The 17655-nt window shown below is 38.8% G+C and carries 12 protein-coding genes; 5 read left to right on the top strand and 7 right to left on the bottom strand.

Annotation, left to right across the window (positions count from 1 at the left end):
• A partial coding sequence (locus QNJ50_RS25605; protein WP_300641244.1) for a GAF domain-containing protein occupies positions 1-2650 on the top strand: 2650 nt, incomplete at its 5' end.
• 501 nt (positions 2651-3151) lie between these two features.
• Here QNJ50_RS25605 and QNJ50_RS25600 read toward each other — a convergent pair.
• The 7 genes from QNJ50_RS25600 to QNJ50_RS25570 all read right to left on the bottom strand — a co-directional run bounded on the left by QNJ50_RS25600 (position 3152) and on the right by QNJ50_RS25570 (position 11914).
• Positions 3152-3436: a PepSY domain-containing protein gene (locus QNJ50_RS25600; protein ID WP_300641242.1), complete on the bottom strand. Its 285-nt coding sequence runs from the start codon at positions 3434-3436 to the stop codon at positions 3152-3154.
• Between the two features lie 75 nt (positions 3437-3511).
• Positions 3512-3898 carry a hypothetical protein gene (locus tag QNJ50_RS25595; protein ID WP_300641240.1) on the bottom strand — a complete coding sequence of 129 codons (387 nt, stop codon included), beginning with the start codon at positions 3896-3898 and terminating at the stop codon, positions 3512-3514.
• A gap of 104 nt (positions 3899-4002) precedes the next feature.
• A complete protein-coding gene (locus QNJ50_RS25590; protein ID WP_300641238.1) occupies positions 4003-7191 on the bottom strand; it encodes an efflux RND transporter permease subunit in 3189 nt (1062 codons plus the stop codon).
• A 230-nt stretch (positions 7192-7421) separates the two neighbouring features.
• Entirely contained in the window at positions 7422-7865 is a 444-nt protein-coding gene (locus QNJ50_RS25585) for a FixH family protein (protein ID WP_300641236.1), read from the bottom strand.
• 74 nt (positions 7866-7939) lie between these two features.
• Positions 7940-9580, bottom strand: a complete 1641-nt coding sequence (locus QNJ50_RS25580; RefSeq protein ID WP_300641234.1) for an efflux RND transporter periplasmic adaptor subunit — start codon at positions 9578-9580, stop codon at positions 7940-7942.
• Positions 9581-9809: 229 nt separating this feature from the next.
• A complete protein-coding gene (locus QNJ50_RS25575) occupies positions 9810-11300 on the bottom strand; it encodes a multicopper oxidase family protein (protein WP_300641232.1) in 1491 nt (496 codons plus the stop codon).
• Between the two features lie 47 nt (positions 11301-11347).
• Positions 11348-11914: a DUF411 domain-containing protein gene (locus QNJ50_RS25570; RefSeq protein ID WP_300641230.1), complete on the bottom strand. Its 567-nt coding sequence runs from the start codon at positions 11912-11914 to the stop codon at positions 11348-11350.
• A 547-nt stretch (positions 11915-12461) separates the two neighbouring features.
• Between QNJ50_RS25570 and QNJ50_RS25565 the strand changes: the two genes are divergently transcribed.
• The 4 genes from QNJ50_RS25565 (at position 12462) to rppB (ending at position 17398) form a co-directional block, all read left to right on the top strand.
• Complete coding sequence (locus tag QNJ50_RS25565; RefSeq protein ID WP_300641228.1) at positions 12462-12656, top strand: heavy-metal-associated domain-containing protein; 195 nt, start codon at positions 12462-12464, stop codon at positions 12654-12656.
• 177 nt (positions 12657-12833) lie between these two features.
• Positions 12834-15101 carry a heavy metal translocating P-type ATPase gene (locus tag QNJ50_RS25560; RefSeq protein WP_300641226.1) on the top strand — a complete coding sequence of 756 codons (2268 nt, stop codon included), beginning with the start codon at positions 12834-12836 and terminating at the stop codon, positions 15099-15101.
• 95 nt (positions 15102-15196) lie between these two features.
• Positions 15197-15889: a two-component system response regulator RppA gene (gene rppA, locus QNJ50_RS25555; protein WP_300641224.1), complete on the top strand. Its 693-nt coding sequence runs from the start codon at positions 15197-15199 to the stop codon at positions 15887-15889.
• A gap of 96 nt (positions 15890-15985) precedes the next feature.
• Positions 15986-17398, top strand: coding sequence for a two-component system sensor histidine kinase RppB (gene rppB, locus QNJ50_RS25550; protein ID WP_300641222.1), 1413 nt, complete (start codon positions 15986-15988; stop codon positions 17396-17398).
• Positions 17399-17655: the final 257 nt, after the last annotated feature.

Below are 17655 nucleotides of genomic sequence, written 5' to 3'. Positions count from 1 at the left end.
CCGTGATTGGCAAGAACATGAGATAAATTGGTTTTCGCAAGTTGCGACGCAAATAGGTTTTGCCATTGAAAACGCTAAACTGAATGCAAAAACTTCAGATCTGCGCCACGAAAAAGATATTGAAGCTGAATGGACCAAGTATTTTACCCAGACAGTCAGACTTATTCGGGCTTCATTGAAAGAAGAAGATATTTTCAAAACCAGTGTAGAAGAAGTACGTCGAGTCATCGGCTGTGATCGTGTTGTTGTCTATGGACTGAATGCAGAATATCAAGGAGTAATAGTTGCTGAATCAGTCGTTCCTGGTTTGACAAGAGGTTTAGGAGCAACAATTAAAGACCCTTGCTTCGAAGCACAGTACATTGAAAAGTACGAAAATGGTCGTGTCAGAGCCATAGATAATATCTACGAAGCTGGTTTATCCGTGTGTTACATAAGCCAATTAGAGAAATTGGCAGTTAAGGCAAATTTAGTCGCACCGATTATTAATGAAGGTAAATTGCTAGGTTTATTAGTAGCACATCAATGCTCACAACCATATCACTGGCAACAATATGAAATTCGGTGGGTATCTCAAATTGCCATGCAGGTAGGGTTTGCAATTGATAATGCCAAACTTATCGCCACAACTTCTGATATTTGTCAGCAAACAGATATTGAAACTGAATGGACTAGTTACTTTACTCAAACAGTAAAACTGATTCGGGATTCTTTAAATAAAGAAGACATTCTCAAAACAAGCGTTGAAGAAGTACGCCGAGTTGTTGGGTGCGATCGAGTAGTTGTCTATGGGCTGGACTCGGAATCCATGGGAATAGTCACTGCAGAATCAGTGGGTCCAAGATGGAGTAAATCCTTGGGAGCGATAATTGAAGACCCCTGTTTTGCGGCTAGATACCTTGAACAATACCAGAATGGTCGTATTATCGCCATAAGTAATATTTATGAAGCTAGTCTTACACCCTGTTACATTGAGCAACTGGAAAGATTTGAAGTTAAGGCGAATTTAGTTGCACCAATTATTCATGAAGGTAAGCTTATGGGTTTATTAATAGCTCATGAGTGTTCCCAAGCCCGTGAATGGTTACCCCATGAAGTTAGGTGGTTTTCCCAGATTGCGACACAAATAGGTTTTGCTCTGGAAAATGCCGAACTTTTTGCAAAAACTTCACTTCTTCGCCAAGAGAAAAATGTTGAAGATGAATGGACAAAGTATTTTACACAGACTGTGAGATTGATTCGTTCTTCCCTAAAGGAGGAAGATATTCTCAAAACTACTGTGGAAGAAGTACGCCGAGTTATTGAATGTGATAGCGTTTTGGTCTACGGACTCAAACCAGAAGATCAAGGAGTGGTAATTGCAGAGTCAGTAGGTCGTCGATGGACTAGGGCTTTGGGAATGACCATGAAAGACCCTTGCTTAGAAGCAAAGTACATTGAAAAATACCGTAATGGTCGCGTTAAGGTAACCAACAATATCTACGAAGCTGGTTTTACTGCTTGTTACATTGAGCAACTTGAGAAAATTGATATTAAGGCAAATATAATCACGCCAATCATTAATGAAGATAAGTTACTAGGTTTGTTAGTAGCCAATCAGTGTTCCGGACCCCGTGAGTGGCTTTCTCACGAAGTGAGATGGTTATCTCAGATTGCAATGCAAGTGGGTTTTGCTCTTGAAAATGCTCAAGTCTCAGAAAGTAGAATCCAAACTTATCAGGTGTTAAAAAAAGATGCACCCATACAACATTCTCAACAAGAAGACTTTCAAGAATTGATTGCTGAATTGCTCAAGGATAATGAAAATAGTTTTAAAGCTTTTTCAAGTAAGGCTTTGAATTTATCAGAATTTGTTACTGTCGCTCTAAAACAAATTCAAGGGGTGAGTGATGGAGCAAAAGGTGTTGCAACTACTGCAAGACAAGCAGAACATCAAGTCAAGCGCAATCATCAATCTTTACAAGAAGCACAGAAAAACGTCAAAAATATATTGCAAAGTATTTCTGCCCATCATGAGGCTGTAGTGTATGGGGCACAAAAAGTCAAGCAGGTAAGTGAAGACTGTCACAAGCTTTCTGCTCTCATAAATGAGGTTTCAACTAAATTAAACAAACAGATAAATAGTCAAAACATCAATGCAGCGATCGCCAAAAGTGAATTAGAAAATAGCGAACAAGAATTGCTAGTTTCTGGTGCAGAAGAAGTAGAAAGTACAGAAAAACAATTAATTGAGACAGTAACACAAACTCAATCTTTATTGACTTCTGTAACCAAAGAAATCCATCAAATCTCTGGAACCATGGAAACAGGTAGCCAGCAGACATCAACTTGGACCAAATCGCTGAAAAATAATGAGTTACAGATATATCACATCTCTACCATAAATACTCGGGCAGGTAGATTAGTAGAGAAGATAACTCAAGCCGCAACAAATCAGATACGTTCTTCTGATGAAGCAAGACAACATATACTTTCAGCCAGTACTGTTGCTCGTAAAATATCTGAACAATCACAGGCTTTAACAAAATGGTTTACTCAACTTTCTACTTTTGCTCAAGACAATATCCAAAAAGCTGAGTTCTGGGAAAATATTAAACGCTTTTTACATTCTTCCCATACTTTGGTAACAGGTTTGACAGAGAAGAAGTAAGTTGATTGATTTGTCTGAAATTTAGATTTTTGTCTAGATAATTCTGTCAGTTCATTGGATAGTGTTGAATTGAGTAATAATTGGAACATTTAAAAAATACAGTGTGCCTGCTACTTCACTCTTATTTCCCTTGTTTGGAGGGGGGTAGGAGTGATTTATATTTTGAGTTCGCTAATATTAAACCTGATGGCTGGCAATAATGGCACAATATTCGTTTACTAGATCTAAAGAATTTTGAACTTATGCAGGTCAGCCATTTAAATTCATCTTCATCGCTGGAGTTATTTCTCTCTAATATAGGAATGCGGTTTGATTATTGTTAGCGATAGCGTGGCGTAGCCATAATTATTCTTGGAGGTAGGGAACAGGAAACAGAAAATGTACTGAGTGTTTTAAGCGCAAAGCGCAGGCTCCGCCAACAAAAATCAAATAGTATCTACGCGTATCTTTTGATGCTTTTGAAAACTGTAATTATTCTTAACTTATAAAAACTTATAACTGTCAGTTACTTCTATGACGTCGTTGAGTTTGAAGCCACATGGTAATTCCTGTAATTGCGAGGATCAAGATACCAAAAGCATTCAGAAAAGGATAAACCATCTCAAGATTAATGCGACCAAATTTACCTCTATGTAACTCTAGCAGCCAGATAAATTCTTCTCCCTTACCAGTAATTGCTGCTACTTGAAATAGAGAGCCTGTAATCAAGCTTAGTATCACAGGAAATAGCATTATTGGGGCAAGGTAGTAGTGAAGTTGACGAATATGAATTTTTTTAATTGTCATCTTTAATATGTGTAGATTAATTAATATCAATGACAGTGTTATATTGCAATCGAAATGAAATAAATGAGTAATTTTTTACTTGTATTTCCATCGTTTCATCGAAAATAGTAAAGTAGGTACAGCTAGTAGCAGCACGAAAAATAATTCTCCTGGTTGTGGGAGAAAATTTATCTCGTTGGTTTCCGTTCTCGTTACTGAATTAAAGACTTTTTCTTTCTGAGTTATATTAATTTTCGTCTGGGATGAAGGTGAAAGTTTTTCCTGTATTTGTACCTTTGGTTTAACTTTTTTAGGAATATTCTCTGTTGGTTTTTCTTCTATTTTTGGTTTTCTTATTTTATTCCGTACGTGAAAACTTTTGTCGTGAGCCAGTAAAAACCTACTTTTTGTTACTAGTGTTACACAAGCTGTTGTTGCGCTAATCAAATGTTTTTGACTAGTATTTAACTTCATATATGTCATTGAAAATATTTATAGATTGTATGCAAAATACTATATTTGTCTTTATGGCGTTCTATTTTTAGCATAGTAAATATTTTTACTGTTTGACTTACTGTTGTTTAGCCCTACTTATCTTGAGAAGAAACTTTGCCAAATAACCTTAGCGTCATAATTTTCTTTCTTAGGTGAGTGAGCCATTGTGCGGTATCGTCTACAAGAGAATAAACTACAGGAACGACGATTAAGGTAAGTAAAGTAGAGATAAGTAAGCCGCCTAAAATTACTGTTGCAATGGGAGAGTAAGCATCCATTCCAGTTTCGGGGAAAAAAGCGAGTCGGACAATTACAATAATTGTTGTTAAGGTTGTCATTACAATCGCCTTGAGTCGCACTGGGCCGGCTTCACGAATCGCCAGTTCTCTGGCTACACCTTCTTGGCGTTTAGTCAAAATTAGTTCTAGTAAGAGAATTGCAGCGGAAACAGATAAACCGGATAAGATAACAATTCCCAGAATAGAAACGGTAGAAAGAGTTTGTCCTGCAAGTAAAAGTGCTCCAAAAACCCCTACCAACTGCAAGGGAATTGACAACATCATAACTAAAGGTTGAATAAACGAGCCAAACTGAATCACTAAAATCAGATAAATCAGCACTAGTGATATGACCAAACCCTGTAAAAGTCGCTCAAACTCAATCATCATATCTGTCATATCTCCCATTGAGTCGATACCGTAACCGGGGGGGAAATTTAATTCAGTACCCGCACGCATAGTAATCGCCATTGATAAATCCATTGAAGCAGGACCGTGCTTGCGATAATATCCGTTGACGTAAACCACCCGTCGCCCGTTAACATGTTCAATTAATGTAGGTCCTTTTTCTGCTTCTAAGGTAGCGACACTAGTTAAGGGTACCTGTTGACCATCTGCAGTTGTAATATAAGTTGCGGATAAGTCTTGTTGGGTTCCTCTGTCTTCTTCGTTGTAGCGAACTAAGATATTATTTTGTCTTAAATTAGGACGATTGTAATATCTACGGGTGTAACCTCCATTTAAAGCATAACGAGCTTGTTCGGCTATTTGTTGGACGCTTAATCCTAATTCTTCTGCTCGACGGCGATCAATTTTTAATTGATATTCTGGTTGGGACATTGCTGAACTAGTATGGGGCATAATTAATTCTGGTGTTTTTTCAGCAATACCCAAAACTCCGTTGGCGAGACGGTGTAGTACATCTAAATCTTCACCGTAAACCGCTAGCTGTATGGGAGCAGCAGAAGTAGCCATGACGTCTACTCCCATTTCCTTCATAGCAATTCGGCGCAAACCTGGAATTGAACTATTTGCTTTGGTTTTGACCGTATCAATAATTTCCCAAATATCTCGTTCTCGCTGACCAAGTTCTTTGAGGGTAACAATCGCGGAAGCAGTATTAACACCACCCATACTATAGCCACTAAAGTAAGTACTGTTGCGCGTCAATTCAAAGCCAATTTGTGAGGAAACTTTTTCTACTTCCGGTTGTTCTAGGAGAATTTGCTCAAACTTTTGGGCGACTCGGTCGGTTTTGCTAAATGAGCTTCCCGGTTCTAACTCAATGGTAGCCATAATTTGACCGGAATCTCCCAAAGGCATCATTTCTTGTCCAATTAAGGGATACAGGCTAAATGCTAAGACAATTGAGGCTCCTGTGATCGCTAGGGTAATTTCCCGGTTGCGCATACAAAGATCCAGTAACCACCCGTAACTGCTTTCTAATTGGTAAAAGCTATAACGTACTGGAGTCAGCAATCTTTGCAACCAAGTTTTGGGTTTTCCTTTTTGGTGTAGAGGTTTAAGAAAGAACGCTGCGAGCAACGGGATTAAGGTAATCGAAACCAACAGGGAGGCGACAAAAGCAAAAACCATCGGATAAACAATACCAACAAACATTAACCCTGTAAGTCCGCCTGCAAGTATTGTTGGTAACAGTGCTGCAATCATCACGCAGCTTGCTGCCGCACTGGCAAGAAATACCTCTCCCGTACCCTTAATTGCTGCTTCACGGGGTTTAATTCCTGCTTGTAACTTTCGGTCAATTGAATCGATGACGATAATTGAGTCATCCACCAACTTCCCGATCGCCATCATCATCCCAATCAAAGTTGAAGAATTGAGGGACATGCCGATGGGGATAAATGGTAACATTGACAGCGCGAGGGATGTAGGGATAGAAATCATCACAATCGCTGTCGCTCGGAAATTTTCCAAGAAAATTAGGATTACCAAACCTGCGAGAAAAACACTTATCAGTAATTCTCCAGTGGTGCTGTCTTTAATTAAATTAACTAGGTAAGAATTATCGTAGGCTTCTTGAAACTCTAAACCAGGATATTGTGCTTGAATTTTCTTTAATTCGGCGCGTACCCGTTTAATGACTTGAGGGGAACTCGAATCTGGTTTCTGAATGATATTAACGGCTAATGCTACTTCGCCATTGTAACGATAACTGCTGCGGCCTTCTTCATAGGTATCCTTGACAGTGGCGACATCTTTGACATATACAACTTGTCCTTCCTTTTGAAAAATGGGGTAATCCATCACCGCTCGAGCATTTAGCGCTCGTCGATCGCTACGTACCAAAATTTCGCGATCGCCGTTTGTTAGAATCCCCGCGCCTTGGCTAATATTATTGGCGTCTATGGCGTCTCGTACTTGCAAAATGGACAAACCATAAGCTGCTAACTTCTGGCGATCTACAATTACCTGCAATTGTCGCCTATACCCGCCAAAAATCGACACGGCTTGTACGTCACGCACCTGAGTTAGCCGGTCAATTAAGGTATTATCTGCAAACTCTCGCAATTTTACCGGATCCCATTCTTCACCCCGCAAAGCCAGAGTTAATACCGGACGATTGAGAGGGTCGATGGGTAAAACCCAGTAAGAGCGGGTATTAATACCATCAAGTGCTAAGTCACCCTCAGCAGATGTCATTACACTTTGCACTTCTTGGACTGCTCGATCTATTTTTCCACCCCATTCAAACTGCACCGTGACTAGGGACATATCTTGTTGAGAACTGGAGCGAATGAAGCGTACTCCATCTAAGACAGTTAAACGTTGTTCAATGGGCTTACTAATATAAGTTTCGACCTCAGATGGTGACGAACCAGGAGCCATAGTTACAATTGCAACCAATGGGCTTTGAACATAAGGCATCATTCGTAATGGAAGCAGGAAAAGGGTTAAGACTGCGAGGACGAGAATGCCTATATACAAAGCAGCAAGGACCACCGGATTCTTAATTGACCAACGGGTAAGGAAATATTTCATAAGTACTTGGGCAAAATTAATTAAACATTTTTAAGGAAGGGAAAAAGTAACGGGGAACAGGTAATAAACTCGGTAGTTAAGTAATTTTGCCCACCTAGTTATTAATAGGACTTATGAGTTTAGAATTTAGGGCTTTGTAAATCGAATAAATAATTTATTTTTGCCATGTCGCTATTTACCGCGACAGGGGTGCGGGCGTACCTTAATCCCCTTCTGGCTAAAGCCAATTCCTACTGAACATTAAAGCTATAACTAGCTTGACCTTGGTGTTGAGAATCTTTAACTTGTGCGACTACGTCCCATTTTCCTTGCATGCCAAAATTGGTTTTGATTTTGTATCGACCTGGTTGTGAGTCTGGTTCAACTTTTGCCATTGAGGTCATGGGTTCGTCACCTTCCATCGGCATAGAAACTTTGATATCCAGGTCTTTGACTGCTACTGGTTTTTGGGTTTGGGAGTCGAGAACTTCTACAACCAATTGAGCATTACCCATTTTGACTGTTTCTTGAGAACTAGGACTGACTAAATTGATTTTGACGTTTCCTTCCTGTGGTTGTTGTTGGGATGAGTTGGTAGTTGTTGTTGATGATGTTGCTTCTGTCTGATTTTCAGGAGTACTGCAAGCAATAGTTAAGAAACTTAGAGTTAGGAGGAGGGGTAGAAGTTTTATCATTTTTCTGCTTCAGAATATGAGTTAAAGAATTGAATAAGCTTTTTAGAGGTAGAGAAAGAAAAGTAAAGAGGTAATTATTGAACATTCAGATTAAAGTTGTTTTGACCTTGATGTTTTGGGTCTTTTACTTTTACTTTGATTTCCCATTTCCCTTTCATCCCAAAGTGAGTATCGACCTTGAAGCGCCCCGGTTGAGAATCGGGTTGAACTTCCACCATTGAAGTCATTGGTGGCATATTTTTCATTGGCATAGTAACGTTTACATCAAGGTTTTTTACTGCTAAGGGTTGATTCGTTTTAATGTCTTGAACTTCGAGAATTAGTTGGGCGCTACCCTTTTTGACTGAATCTTGAGGACTGACTAATCGCACCCGCGTATCACCTGCAACAGTATTACTATCTAAAGCAACTGACTTTCCTAATTCATCAACTACTGCTACGGGCGAATTCTCAATCAATTTGGAATGTCCAGAGGTAATCACCGCATCACCCGGTTTGAGACCGCTTTTAATCTCTACTTGCTCTCCACTTACTAAGCCAGTGATAACAATTTTCCGTCGCGCTGTTTCCCCATTAACGACCCAAACCCCAGTTTTATCTTTAAATTGAGTAAGAACTGAACGTGGAACAGACAAAGTATTAGGTTGACGAACAGTAATGATTTCCATTTCCAGAAATTGTCCCGACAACAACTGTCCGCTAGGATTATTAACAACAGTTTCGATGGTTACGGTGCGGGTATTACTGTTAGTTTGAGGAAAAATACTAGTAACTCTGCCTGTAATTTCCTTGACATTAGTTCCAGGAACCTTTGCCACGATGGGAGTACCAACTTTAATATTTACTGCATCTTGTTGAGCAACATTGGCACGTAGGCGTATTCGTTGGTAATCTCCGATTTTGAGAACTCCCATTCCTGGCTGCACCACTACGCCAGGGTCTACCATCCGTTCTTGGACGATACCTGCAATGGGAGAGCGCAATTTAGTGTACCCTTTCATAATCGCGGCGGTGTCTGTTGTTGCCCTTGCTTGCTTGAGTTGGGAACGAGCACTCTGAGCTTGAGCTTTTAAGCGGATCAATTTCACTCTTGCTCTCTTCAAAGCCGCTCGTGCAGTTTGAGTTTGGGTATCTTCGACATCGTATTGGTCTTGAGAAATAGCCCCCTCCTTGACCAATAAAGCATAGCGATCGCGTTTCTTTTCTTGATAAGAAAGCTCTGCAGCTAGCCTTTCAATTTCTTGCTTTTGTTCGTTTAACTCGATTTGAGCCGCCTCTAAACTAGTTTCCATCGAGTCTGCTTGCGCTGCAGCTTCCGCAACTTCAGTTAACCGTTCGCTAGCATCAAGTGTGGCTAAAATTTGTCCATTTCCTACGCGATCGCCAGGGTAAACAGAGTAATTGGTTAGTTGTCCGGCGATTCGGGGGTAAACAGTTATTTCTTGATAAGGATGAACGGAACCAGTATATTTAACGCTAACCTTGAGTAAACTAGGTTTAACAAGTTTAACCGTTACAGGAGTTGGGTTAAATGACCCATCCACTTGCATCATGTCATCATGGGACATATTACCGTGAGACATATCATGTCCTTCCATCCCTGCCATTGATGAAGCAGGTTTGAAATGATTGGTAACTGTCAAAATCCCGCCCGTAAGCAGCATAAATACAGTAATTCCCAAGATCGTTTTGCCAGGATTTAATGAACTTTGCACCTGTGTGTCCTCTCGATCACGAAGATTACTCAAAGATATGACACTCCCCAGAAGTTAAATAAAATCACTTAGAGAATAAGGTATTATATTTTACATTTATTTTTTTGTTTTGCGACAAATCACAGAGGTCTACCCCTGTTCCTTGCATCGAACCAATGATGGCAGACAAAAATGAAATCAGTGTGAAATAAACTAATAAACTAAGCTTCGCTCTATTATCTTTGACCTATTATTTTTGAATTTCTAAATTTCCCATCATTCCTAAATCTTCATGGTCAAGAATGTGGCAGTGATAAACTGTTTTACCCGCAAAATCTCGGAAGGGAATCCGAATACGGACGGTTTCTCCTTGCTGTACTAACACCGTATCTTTCCAGGCGCGATAGGGTTCTGGTTTACCGTCACGACTGACAACTTGAAATTGATTCCCATGGATGTGAAAAGGGTGATCCATCACTCCTGTATTCACTATTTCCCAGTCTTCTACCGTATTGAGCTTGACTTGAGTATCAATAGAATTCGGCTCATAAGGTTTTCCGTTAATTAGAAATACCATTCCTTGACCGGGAACCATACCGTGATTTAATGTGAAATGGCGTACTTGTTTGTGTTTGGGTAAAGCCGGAACTGATAAAAGTTTTCTTGGTAGAGAAACGGGTTTTACAGGGGCATCATAATTAACCGTTGCTAAAATTGTTGGTGCGTCATTATTTACACCCATCATGCCTCTACCACTCATCATACCTCTACCGCCCATCATACCTCTGCCACCCATCATTCCCATTCCACCTCGGTCATAGGGTAAATTAAGCAAGCGATATTTTCCTGGTTCTTTGTCGGCTTTGATCAGTACTTCTACCCTTTCTCCTGGTGTTAATAATAATTCGTTTAGCTCAATGACTTCGGCTAACCCACCTCCATCAGTTGCAATTAGATAAAAAGGATGTTTTTCTAAAGACAAGCGGTAAAAACGGGAAGGAGAAGCATTAACAATTCGCCACCGTAATAACCCATTTTTTGATATTGAGAAAGTAGGATTAAATTTACCATTGACTGCGAGTAAATCTCCTTCCCGTCCTGCCATAATTGACATATGTGCCTCGGAAATCATGTTTCCTTCGCCGTCGAGAGCAAAATCTTGCAATACCAGAAATTCTTCGTTTGCAGCTTTAATCTCGGGTATTTCATCAAGATCCCCCCTCACTACGAACAAACCTGCTAAACCTCCGAACAACTGTTCTGCTACCAACCCGTGACGATGGGGATGATACCAAAAAGTACCAGCAGGATGATTTTGAGGAATAGTAAATTCGTAGTTAAATGTTTCCTTCGGTTGGATGCTTACAAAAACATTATCAGCATTTCCTGTAACTGGTATGTGCAGTCCGTGGTAATGCAGGTTCGTTGACTCAAAGAGATTATTTTTAAAACGAATACGAATTGTATCTCCTGCTTGTACTTCCAAGCGCGGTGCGGGTACTTGCCCATTATATGTAAGTAAATATGCTTGTTTTTGACCTAATTTAACAGGACGATAACTTGCTTCTAAATCGAGTTCCAACAAACCATTAGTGCTTTTGTGCAAACGAGGTAGATTGATTGGTGCTTGTAATGAAACTTGAGAAGATTCACCTCTTTCCCATAAATGATTAAGAAGGAAAACACCCCCAGTCGCAGCACCAGTCAAGGCGATAAATTGACGACGATTAATCTTTTTCATAATTTTTATACCTTCTTATGTGGTGCTGCTAACTCCTGAATTCAAACTTAATAAGATTGATATTCCTTGAAAACTTGGATTTCGCCTTTCTGATTAAATGCTGCAATTACAAATGGTTGTTTTCTGTTTCCTGATTCCATTCCCGGCGTACCCAAAGGCATTCCGGGTACGGCTAAACCTGCAAATTTAGGTTTTTGTTTGAGAAAGCGCTTGACATCGTCTGCAGGAATATGTCCTTCCATCACATAACCGTCAATAATTGCTGTGTGACAAGAGGCTAAGTTTTGGGGTAAGTTGTATTTTTGCTTTATTGCTTTCATGTCTTCGGTTTTAATATCTGTAATCTTAAAACCATGTTTCTGCATATGCTTGACCCATTCACCACAACAACCACAAGAAGGACTGCGATAAACCGTAATCTCTCGCGTTCCGGAATATGATTCTGTTACCTTATCCCAAACACTGGCGGTAGTAATTGATTTAGAATTACTTGTAATAGTTTGAGAATGATTAATTATTCCTAGACTTGGCAACCAATAGAATATTCCTAACGTTCCAACAACAGTTGCACCAACAATCAAAGGCAATAACCATTTGGAATAAGATTTCAGCATAAGAACTAATAGTAATTTTTTCTTAATTTAGATTGCATCATGACCAAGCTTTACTTGCTAGTATCAACTTGAAAAATGAAATATCTATGAAATTGCATATCTGTTTAATTATTTGAAGATAAATATTTATTCTTGAATCAATGTTATTTAAATACTTTTTTTCTGAGATAAATGACAAATTCTAGAAAATAATAAAAACTAAATTTTTGATTTATTAAAAGCAATATCTCTTGCATAACATATAAAAATGAAATCAAGATGAAATCTAATTAAGTCCCAAGATATAAATTTATCTTGATTGCAGAAAATCTTGTAATATATATCAATACTTTTTTACATACAAGCTACAAATAAGTATTAGGCTTGAGAATTATAAAAATTATGCTGCGATATTTTTATTTAAAGGTATGAATTCAGAAAATTAAGATTTTTCTTGACTCTCTAGTTGACTGGAGGGTTTACCATATTGCCATATGGATTTCTTTATTTCCACTAATATCTAACTCTAATCAAATCTAAATCAATCGAGTTCAAACTAAGTAAAATTATGACTTTAACATTGAAAGTACCTGATATTGCCTGTTCTGCTTGCGTAAATGCTGTCGCAGATGCGATAAAATCAATTGATTCAACCGCTACTGTAGAAGCTGACCCCAAGACAAAAATAGTTAATGTTCAAACCCAACAACCGGAAGACAAAATTAAACAAGTTTTAGCTGATGCTGGTTATCCTGCTACTTAATGCAATATGATGTCCACCAAAGTAACAACATTTTCTTTGGCGCTTAGCAGGTCTTTGTACATTAATATTAATGGCGATGTATGACGGTGTGGCGATGAAAGTGACTAAAAGTAACGATATTCTTTCATCGGTCTCACACAAGCTACTTACTCAATTAAATAAAACTAAATATTTACTATGGACACTCTAATACTAAAGCTAAAGGGGATGAGTTGTGCTTCTTGTGCTAGCAGTATAGAAAAAGCTATTAGTTCTGTTCCAGGGGTCAAGGAGTGTATTGTTAATTTTGGTGCTGAGCAAGCAAGCATTAGATATAACTCGCAAAAAACCGATCTTAAACACATTCAAGATGCTGTAGATGCTGCTGGTTATCAGGCTTATCCCCTCGAAGAACAGGAGATGATGATAGGGGAAGATGACAAGGAAAAAGCGGTTCGTAAAGCACAAGAACGGGATCTAATTCGTAAGCTGGTTTTGGGGAGTGTTATTAGCATTATCTTAATTGTTGGTTCTCTACCAATGATGACTGGTTTAGAATTTTCCTTTATTCCTGGATGGTTGCATAATCCTTGGTTGCAGTTGATATTAACGACTCCAGTACAGTTTTGGTGTGGTTATGGATTTTATATTGGTACCTCAAAAGCTTTAAAACGTCAGACTGCGACTATGGATACCTTAATTGCTTTGGGTACGAGTGCAGCGTTTTTTTATTCTCTGGTTGTAACCATATTTCCTGATTTTTTTCTCAATAGAGGTTTAAAAGCAGAGGTCTATTACGAAACAGCTGCAGTTGTTATTACTTTGATTCTTTTGGGAAGATTATTTGAGCATCGTGCGAAAGGAAAAACTAGTGAAGCAATTCGGAAATTAATTGGTTTACAACCTAGAAATGCTCGTGTCATTCGCAATGGAAGGGAAATAGATATTCAGATTCAAGAAGTCCAACTTGATGATGTGGTTGTTGTCCGTCCGGGTGAAAAAATTCCGGTAGATGGGGAAGTAATAGAAGGTAGTTCCACTGTCGATGAAGCTATGGTGACGGGTGAAAGTTTACCTGTGAAAAAACAACCCGGTGATGAGGTTATTGGCGCAACGATTAATAAAACTGGTAGTTTTAAATTCAAAGCGACCCGAATTGGTAAGGATACGGTTTTAGCTCAAATTGTGCGACTAGTACAAGAAGCGCAAGGAAGTAAAGCTCCGATTCAACGCATAGCGGATCAGGTTACAGCTTGGTTTGTACCTGGAGTGATTATAATTGCGATCACGACTTTTATTATTTGGTTGTATGCAACTAGGAATATCACTCTAGCTTTAATTCCTACAGTGGGGGTTTTAATTATTGCTTGTCCCTGTGCTTTGGGTTTAGCAACTCCCACATCGATTATGGTAGGAACCGGTAAAGGTGCAGAAAACGGAATTTTGATTAAGGATGCAGAAAGTTTAGAATTAGCTCACAAAATTCAAACTATTGTTTTGGATAAAACCGGTACCTTAACGGAAGGAAAACCTACAGTTACTAATTTTATTACTGTAAACGGTACAGCTAACGGTAATGAGTTAAAAATACTGAGTTTAGCTGCTTCACTGGAGCGAAATTCCGAACATCCCCTAGCAGAAGCTGTGGTTAGATATGCTCAATCTCAAGAGGTTGAGGTGGTAGATGTTCGTGATTTTGTCGCGGTTCCTGGGAGTGGGGTACAAGGATTTGTTTTAGATCGTTTTGTGCAAATCGGAACCTTACGTTGGCTAGAATCAGAGGGTATCAATACTGAAGTATTTCTTCTTCAAAAAGATACTTGGTCTAAGGAAGGAAAAAGCGTCATTTGGATCGCCGTGGATGGAAAGATAGAAGCATTAATGGGAATCGCGGATGCTCTTAAAAGTACATCTAAAGAAGCAGTGAGAATGCTGCATAAATTAGGTTTAGAAGTGGTAATGCTTACAGGAGATAATCGCTCTACCGCAGAAGCTATTGGTCGTGAAGTTGGAATTGATCGCGTATTTGCTGAAGTTCGTCCTGATCGCAAAGCTGCTCAAGTAAAATCACTACAAAAAGAAAGCAATAAAAAAGAAGGTAAAATAGTCGCCATGGTGGGAGATGGAATTAATGATGCTCCAGCATTAGCACAAGCAGATGTGGGAATTGCTATTGGTACGGGAACAGATGTTGCGATCGCGGCTAGCGATATCACTTTAATTTCTGGGGATTTGCAAGGTATCATTACGGCAATTAAACTTTCCCACGCGACTATTAGAAATATTCGTCAAAATCTCTTCTTCGCATTTTTCTACAATGTTTTAGGGATTCCCATTGCTGCGGGGATTTTATTTCCCTTTTTTGGTTGGTTATTGAACCCAATTATTGCTGGTGCTGCAATGGCTTTTAGTTCCGTCTCTGTTGTTACAAATGCTTTACGTTTGCAAAAATTTAAACCATATTGAGTAGTCAGGAATTATTTCTCTGTTCCCCGTTCCCCGTTCCCTTTTTACCAAAATATGTCTGTTGCTATAACTAGTAACTGATAAATGAAAAAAATATGCGAATCTTATTAGTAGAAGACGAACAAGACTTAGGGGCAGCCATTAAGCGAACCCTTAATCAAGAAAATTATATAGTTGATTGGGTGCAAGATGGTACAGAGGCTTGGGAACTTTTAGCAAATAATTGGAAGGAGTATACCGTTGCTATTTTTGATTGGTTGTTACCAGAAATCTCAGGAATAGAATTATTACAAAAATTACGTCAGCAAAATAGTTCCTTGCCAGTTTTAATGTTAACAGCAAAAGATACCCAAGCAGATAAAGTCATAGGTTTGGATGCTGGGGCTGATGATTATTTAGTGAAACCTTTTGGTATTAATGAATTACTTGCAAGACTGCGAGCCTTACAGCGACGTTCTCCCGAACTAAAACCACAACAATTAAAGCTAGGAAATCTCTGTTTAGATTATGCTAATCATAAGGTTTTTTTGAGGCAAGAAGTTGGGGGAAATCAAGAAATATCTCTCACAGCAAAAGAATTTCAACTTTTAGAGTACTTTATGAGACATCCCAATCAAATTATTACTCGAGATCGACTTTTAGATCGACTTTGGGAAGTGAGTGCAGAACCCATGAGTAATGTAGTTGCAGCCCAAATGCGGCTTTTGCGACGTAAATTAGCTCAATATAATTGTGATTCTCTAATTGAAACCATTTATGGTTTAGGATATCGCTTAAATATTTCTTGAAAATTAGTTATCGGTGTTCAGTTTATGGCTAACGCCACACCCTTACAGGCTACAGTTATCAATGGTCAGTTATTAGTTGTTAATGATTAATTGCAAATGCAATCCCCTATTTTTCTCAAAGGAAATAAATTATTTATCCAAACTCGCTGGCGATTGGCAAGTTGGTATGCTGGGGTAATGGGATTTATTTTAACTTTGTGTGGATGGGGTGTTTATGAAGCGATCGCTCATGCTCATTGGGTAACACTCCAAAGAGAACTCAATTCTGTTTCCGCTACAATTCATAACAGTCTTGAGTTTGTTTTGGAAAAACCAGGATATTTAACAATTGAGCAAGTTCGCTTTTTACCTAGTATTTGTCTTGTAGGAGATTCTTCCTGCTCCAACCAAAAAAATAAATCTCACCATACTTTAGCCAATGTGATTCAGCAAGATGATTATTACATCCGTTTAGTGGATATTTCTGGTAAAACTTTGGCTTTAGCTGGAGAATTTCCCCAAAAACTTCCCCTCACTACACCTCAAGTAAAATGGCATACTTTTCAACTTAGAGAAAGTAATAATCTTGGAAAAGATAGTAAAAGATATCATCAAATTACTCTGCTTTTACATACCAGAGATAATCGTGATTGGGGATATCTACAAGTAGGACGTTCTATTAAAGATTTTGATAGTTATCTAGGAGCCATAAGATTAATTATGTTTGTGGGTTTACCTTTAGCTATGCTGCTTGTAGGTATAGCTAGTTGGTGGCTGGCTAAACTCGCAATGCAACCCCTATACCAATCCTATCAACAAATTCAGCAATTTACTTCTGATGCTGCCCATGAGTTGCGAACCCCCCTTGCTGCTACTAGAGCAACTGTTGAGTCAGTTCTAAGACTATCTAATATTAGCGAACAAGAAGCACGGGAAAACTTGGAAGTGGTCAAAAGACAAAATTACCGTTTATCACAGCTTGTTGATAGCTTACTATTACTTTCTCGCTTTGACCAACAGGGTATCCCAAAGCAAAATAATCTTCAACTAGAACAGGTATGTCTCAATGATTTAGTGAATGATGTTGCAGAGGAATTAGCACCTTTAGCAGTTGCAGCTAATATCGAACTTAAAACAGATATTCGGATTAATCAAGCACTGGAAATACCCGCAAGGGAAGAACAGTTATATCGGATGTTAACTAATTTGGTTACAAATGCTATTAATTACACCCCTGAAGGAGGAAAAGTCAAAATAATTTTAGATATAACTTCTTCACAAGCACTAATTAAAGTACAAGATACTGGAATTGGGATTGCAACAGAAAAACAAAAGCAGATTTTTGAACGCTTTTATCGCGTCGATAGCGATCGCTCTCGTAAGAGTGGAGGGTTTGGTTTAGGATTACCCATTGCAGTTGCAATTGCTCGGGTTCATCAAGGAAATATCGAGTTAAACAGCGAATTGGATCAAGGTAGTACATTTACTGTCCGTTTACCTATTAAGAAATTTAACTATATGTTGAGTTAACAGGGTGACAACTACTCCAATAGCTTTACTATACTATGAGTGAGTATTTCAAAACAGCAGAAATCACTCTATAATTTACCTGCAATGTCAGCAACCCCCGACTAAAGTCGGAGGCTTCTAGCCTTGAGTTGACCAGACTAAGGATTAAGTTCCTACATTTAAACCAAGTGCTTAAGTTCCTACCTTGAAATGCGTAGCCAGTTTCACTAACGTGGTGCTGAGACGCGCCTCCGGCGAACGCGGATCAAGCTCTAGAA

This window comes from Mastigocoleus sp. MO_188.B34 (assembly GCF_030065675.1).
GTDB lineage: Bacteria > Cyanobacteriota > Cyanobacteriia > Cyanobacteriales > Nostocaceae > Mastigocoleus.
This window is presented reverse-complemented; position numbering and strand designations above follow the sequence as displayed.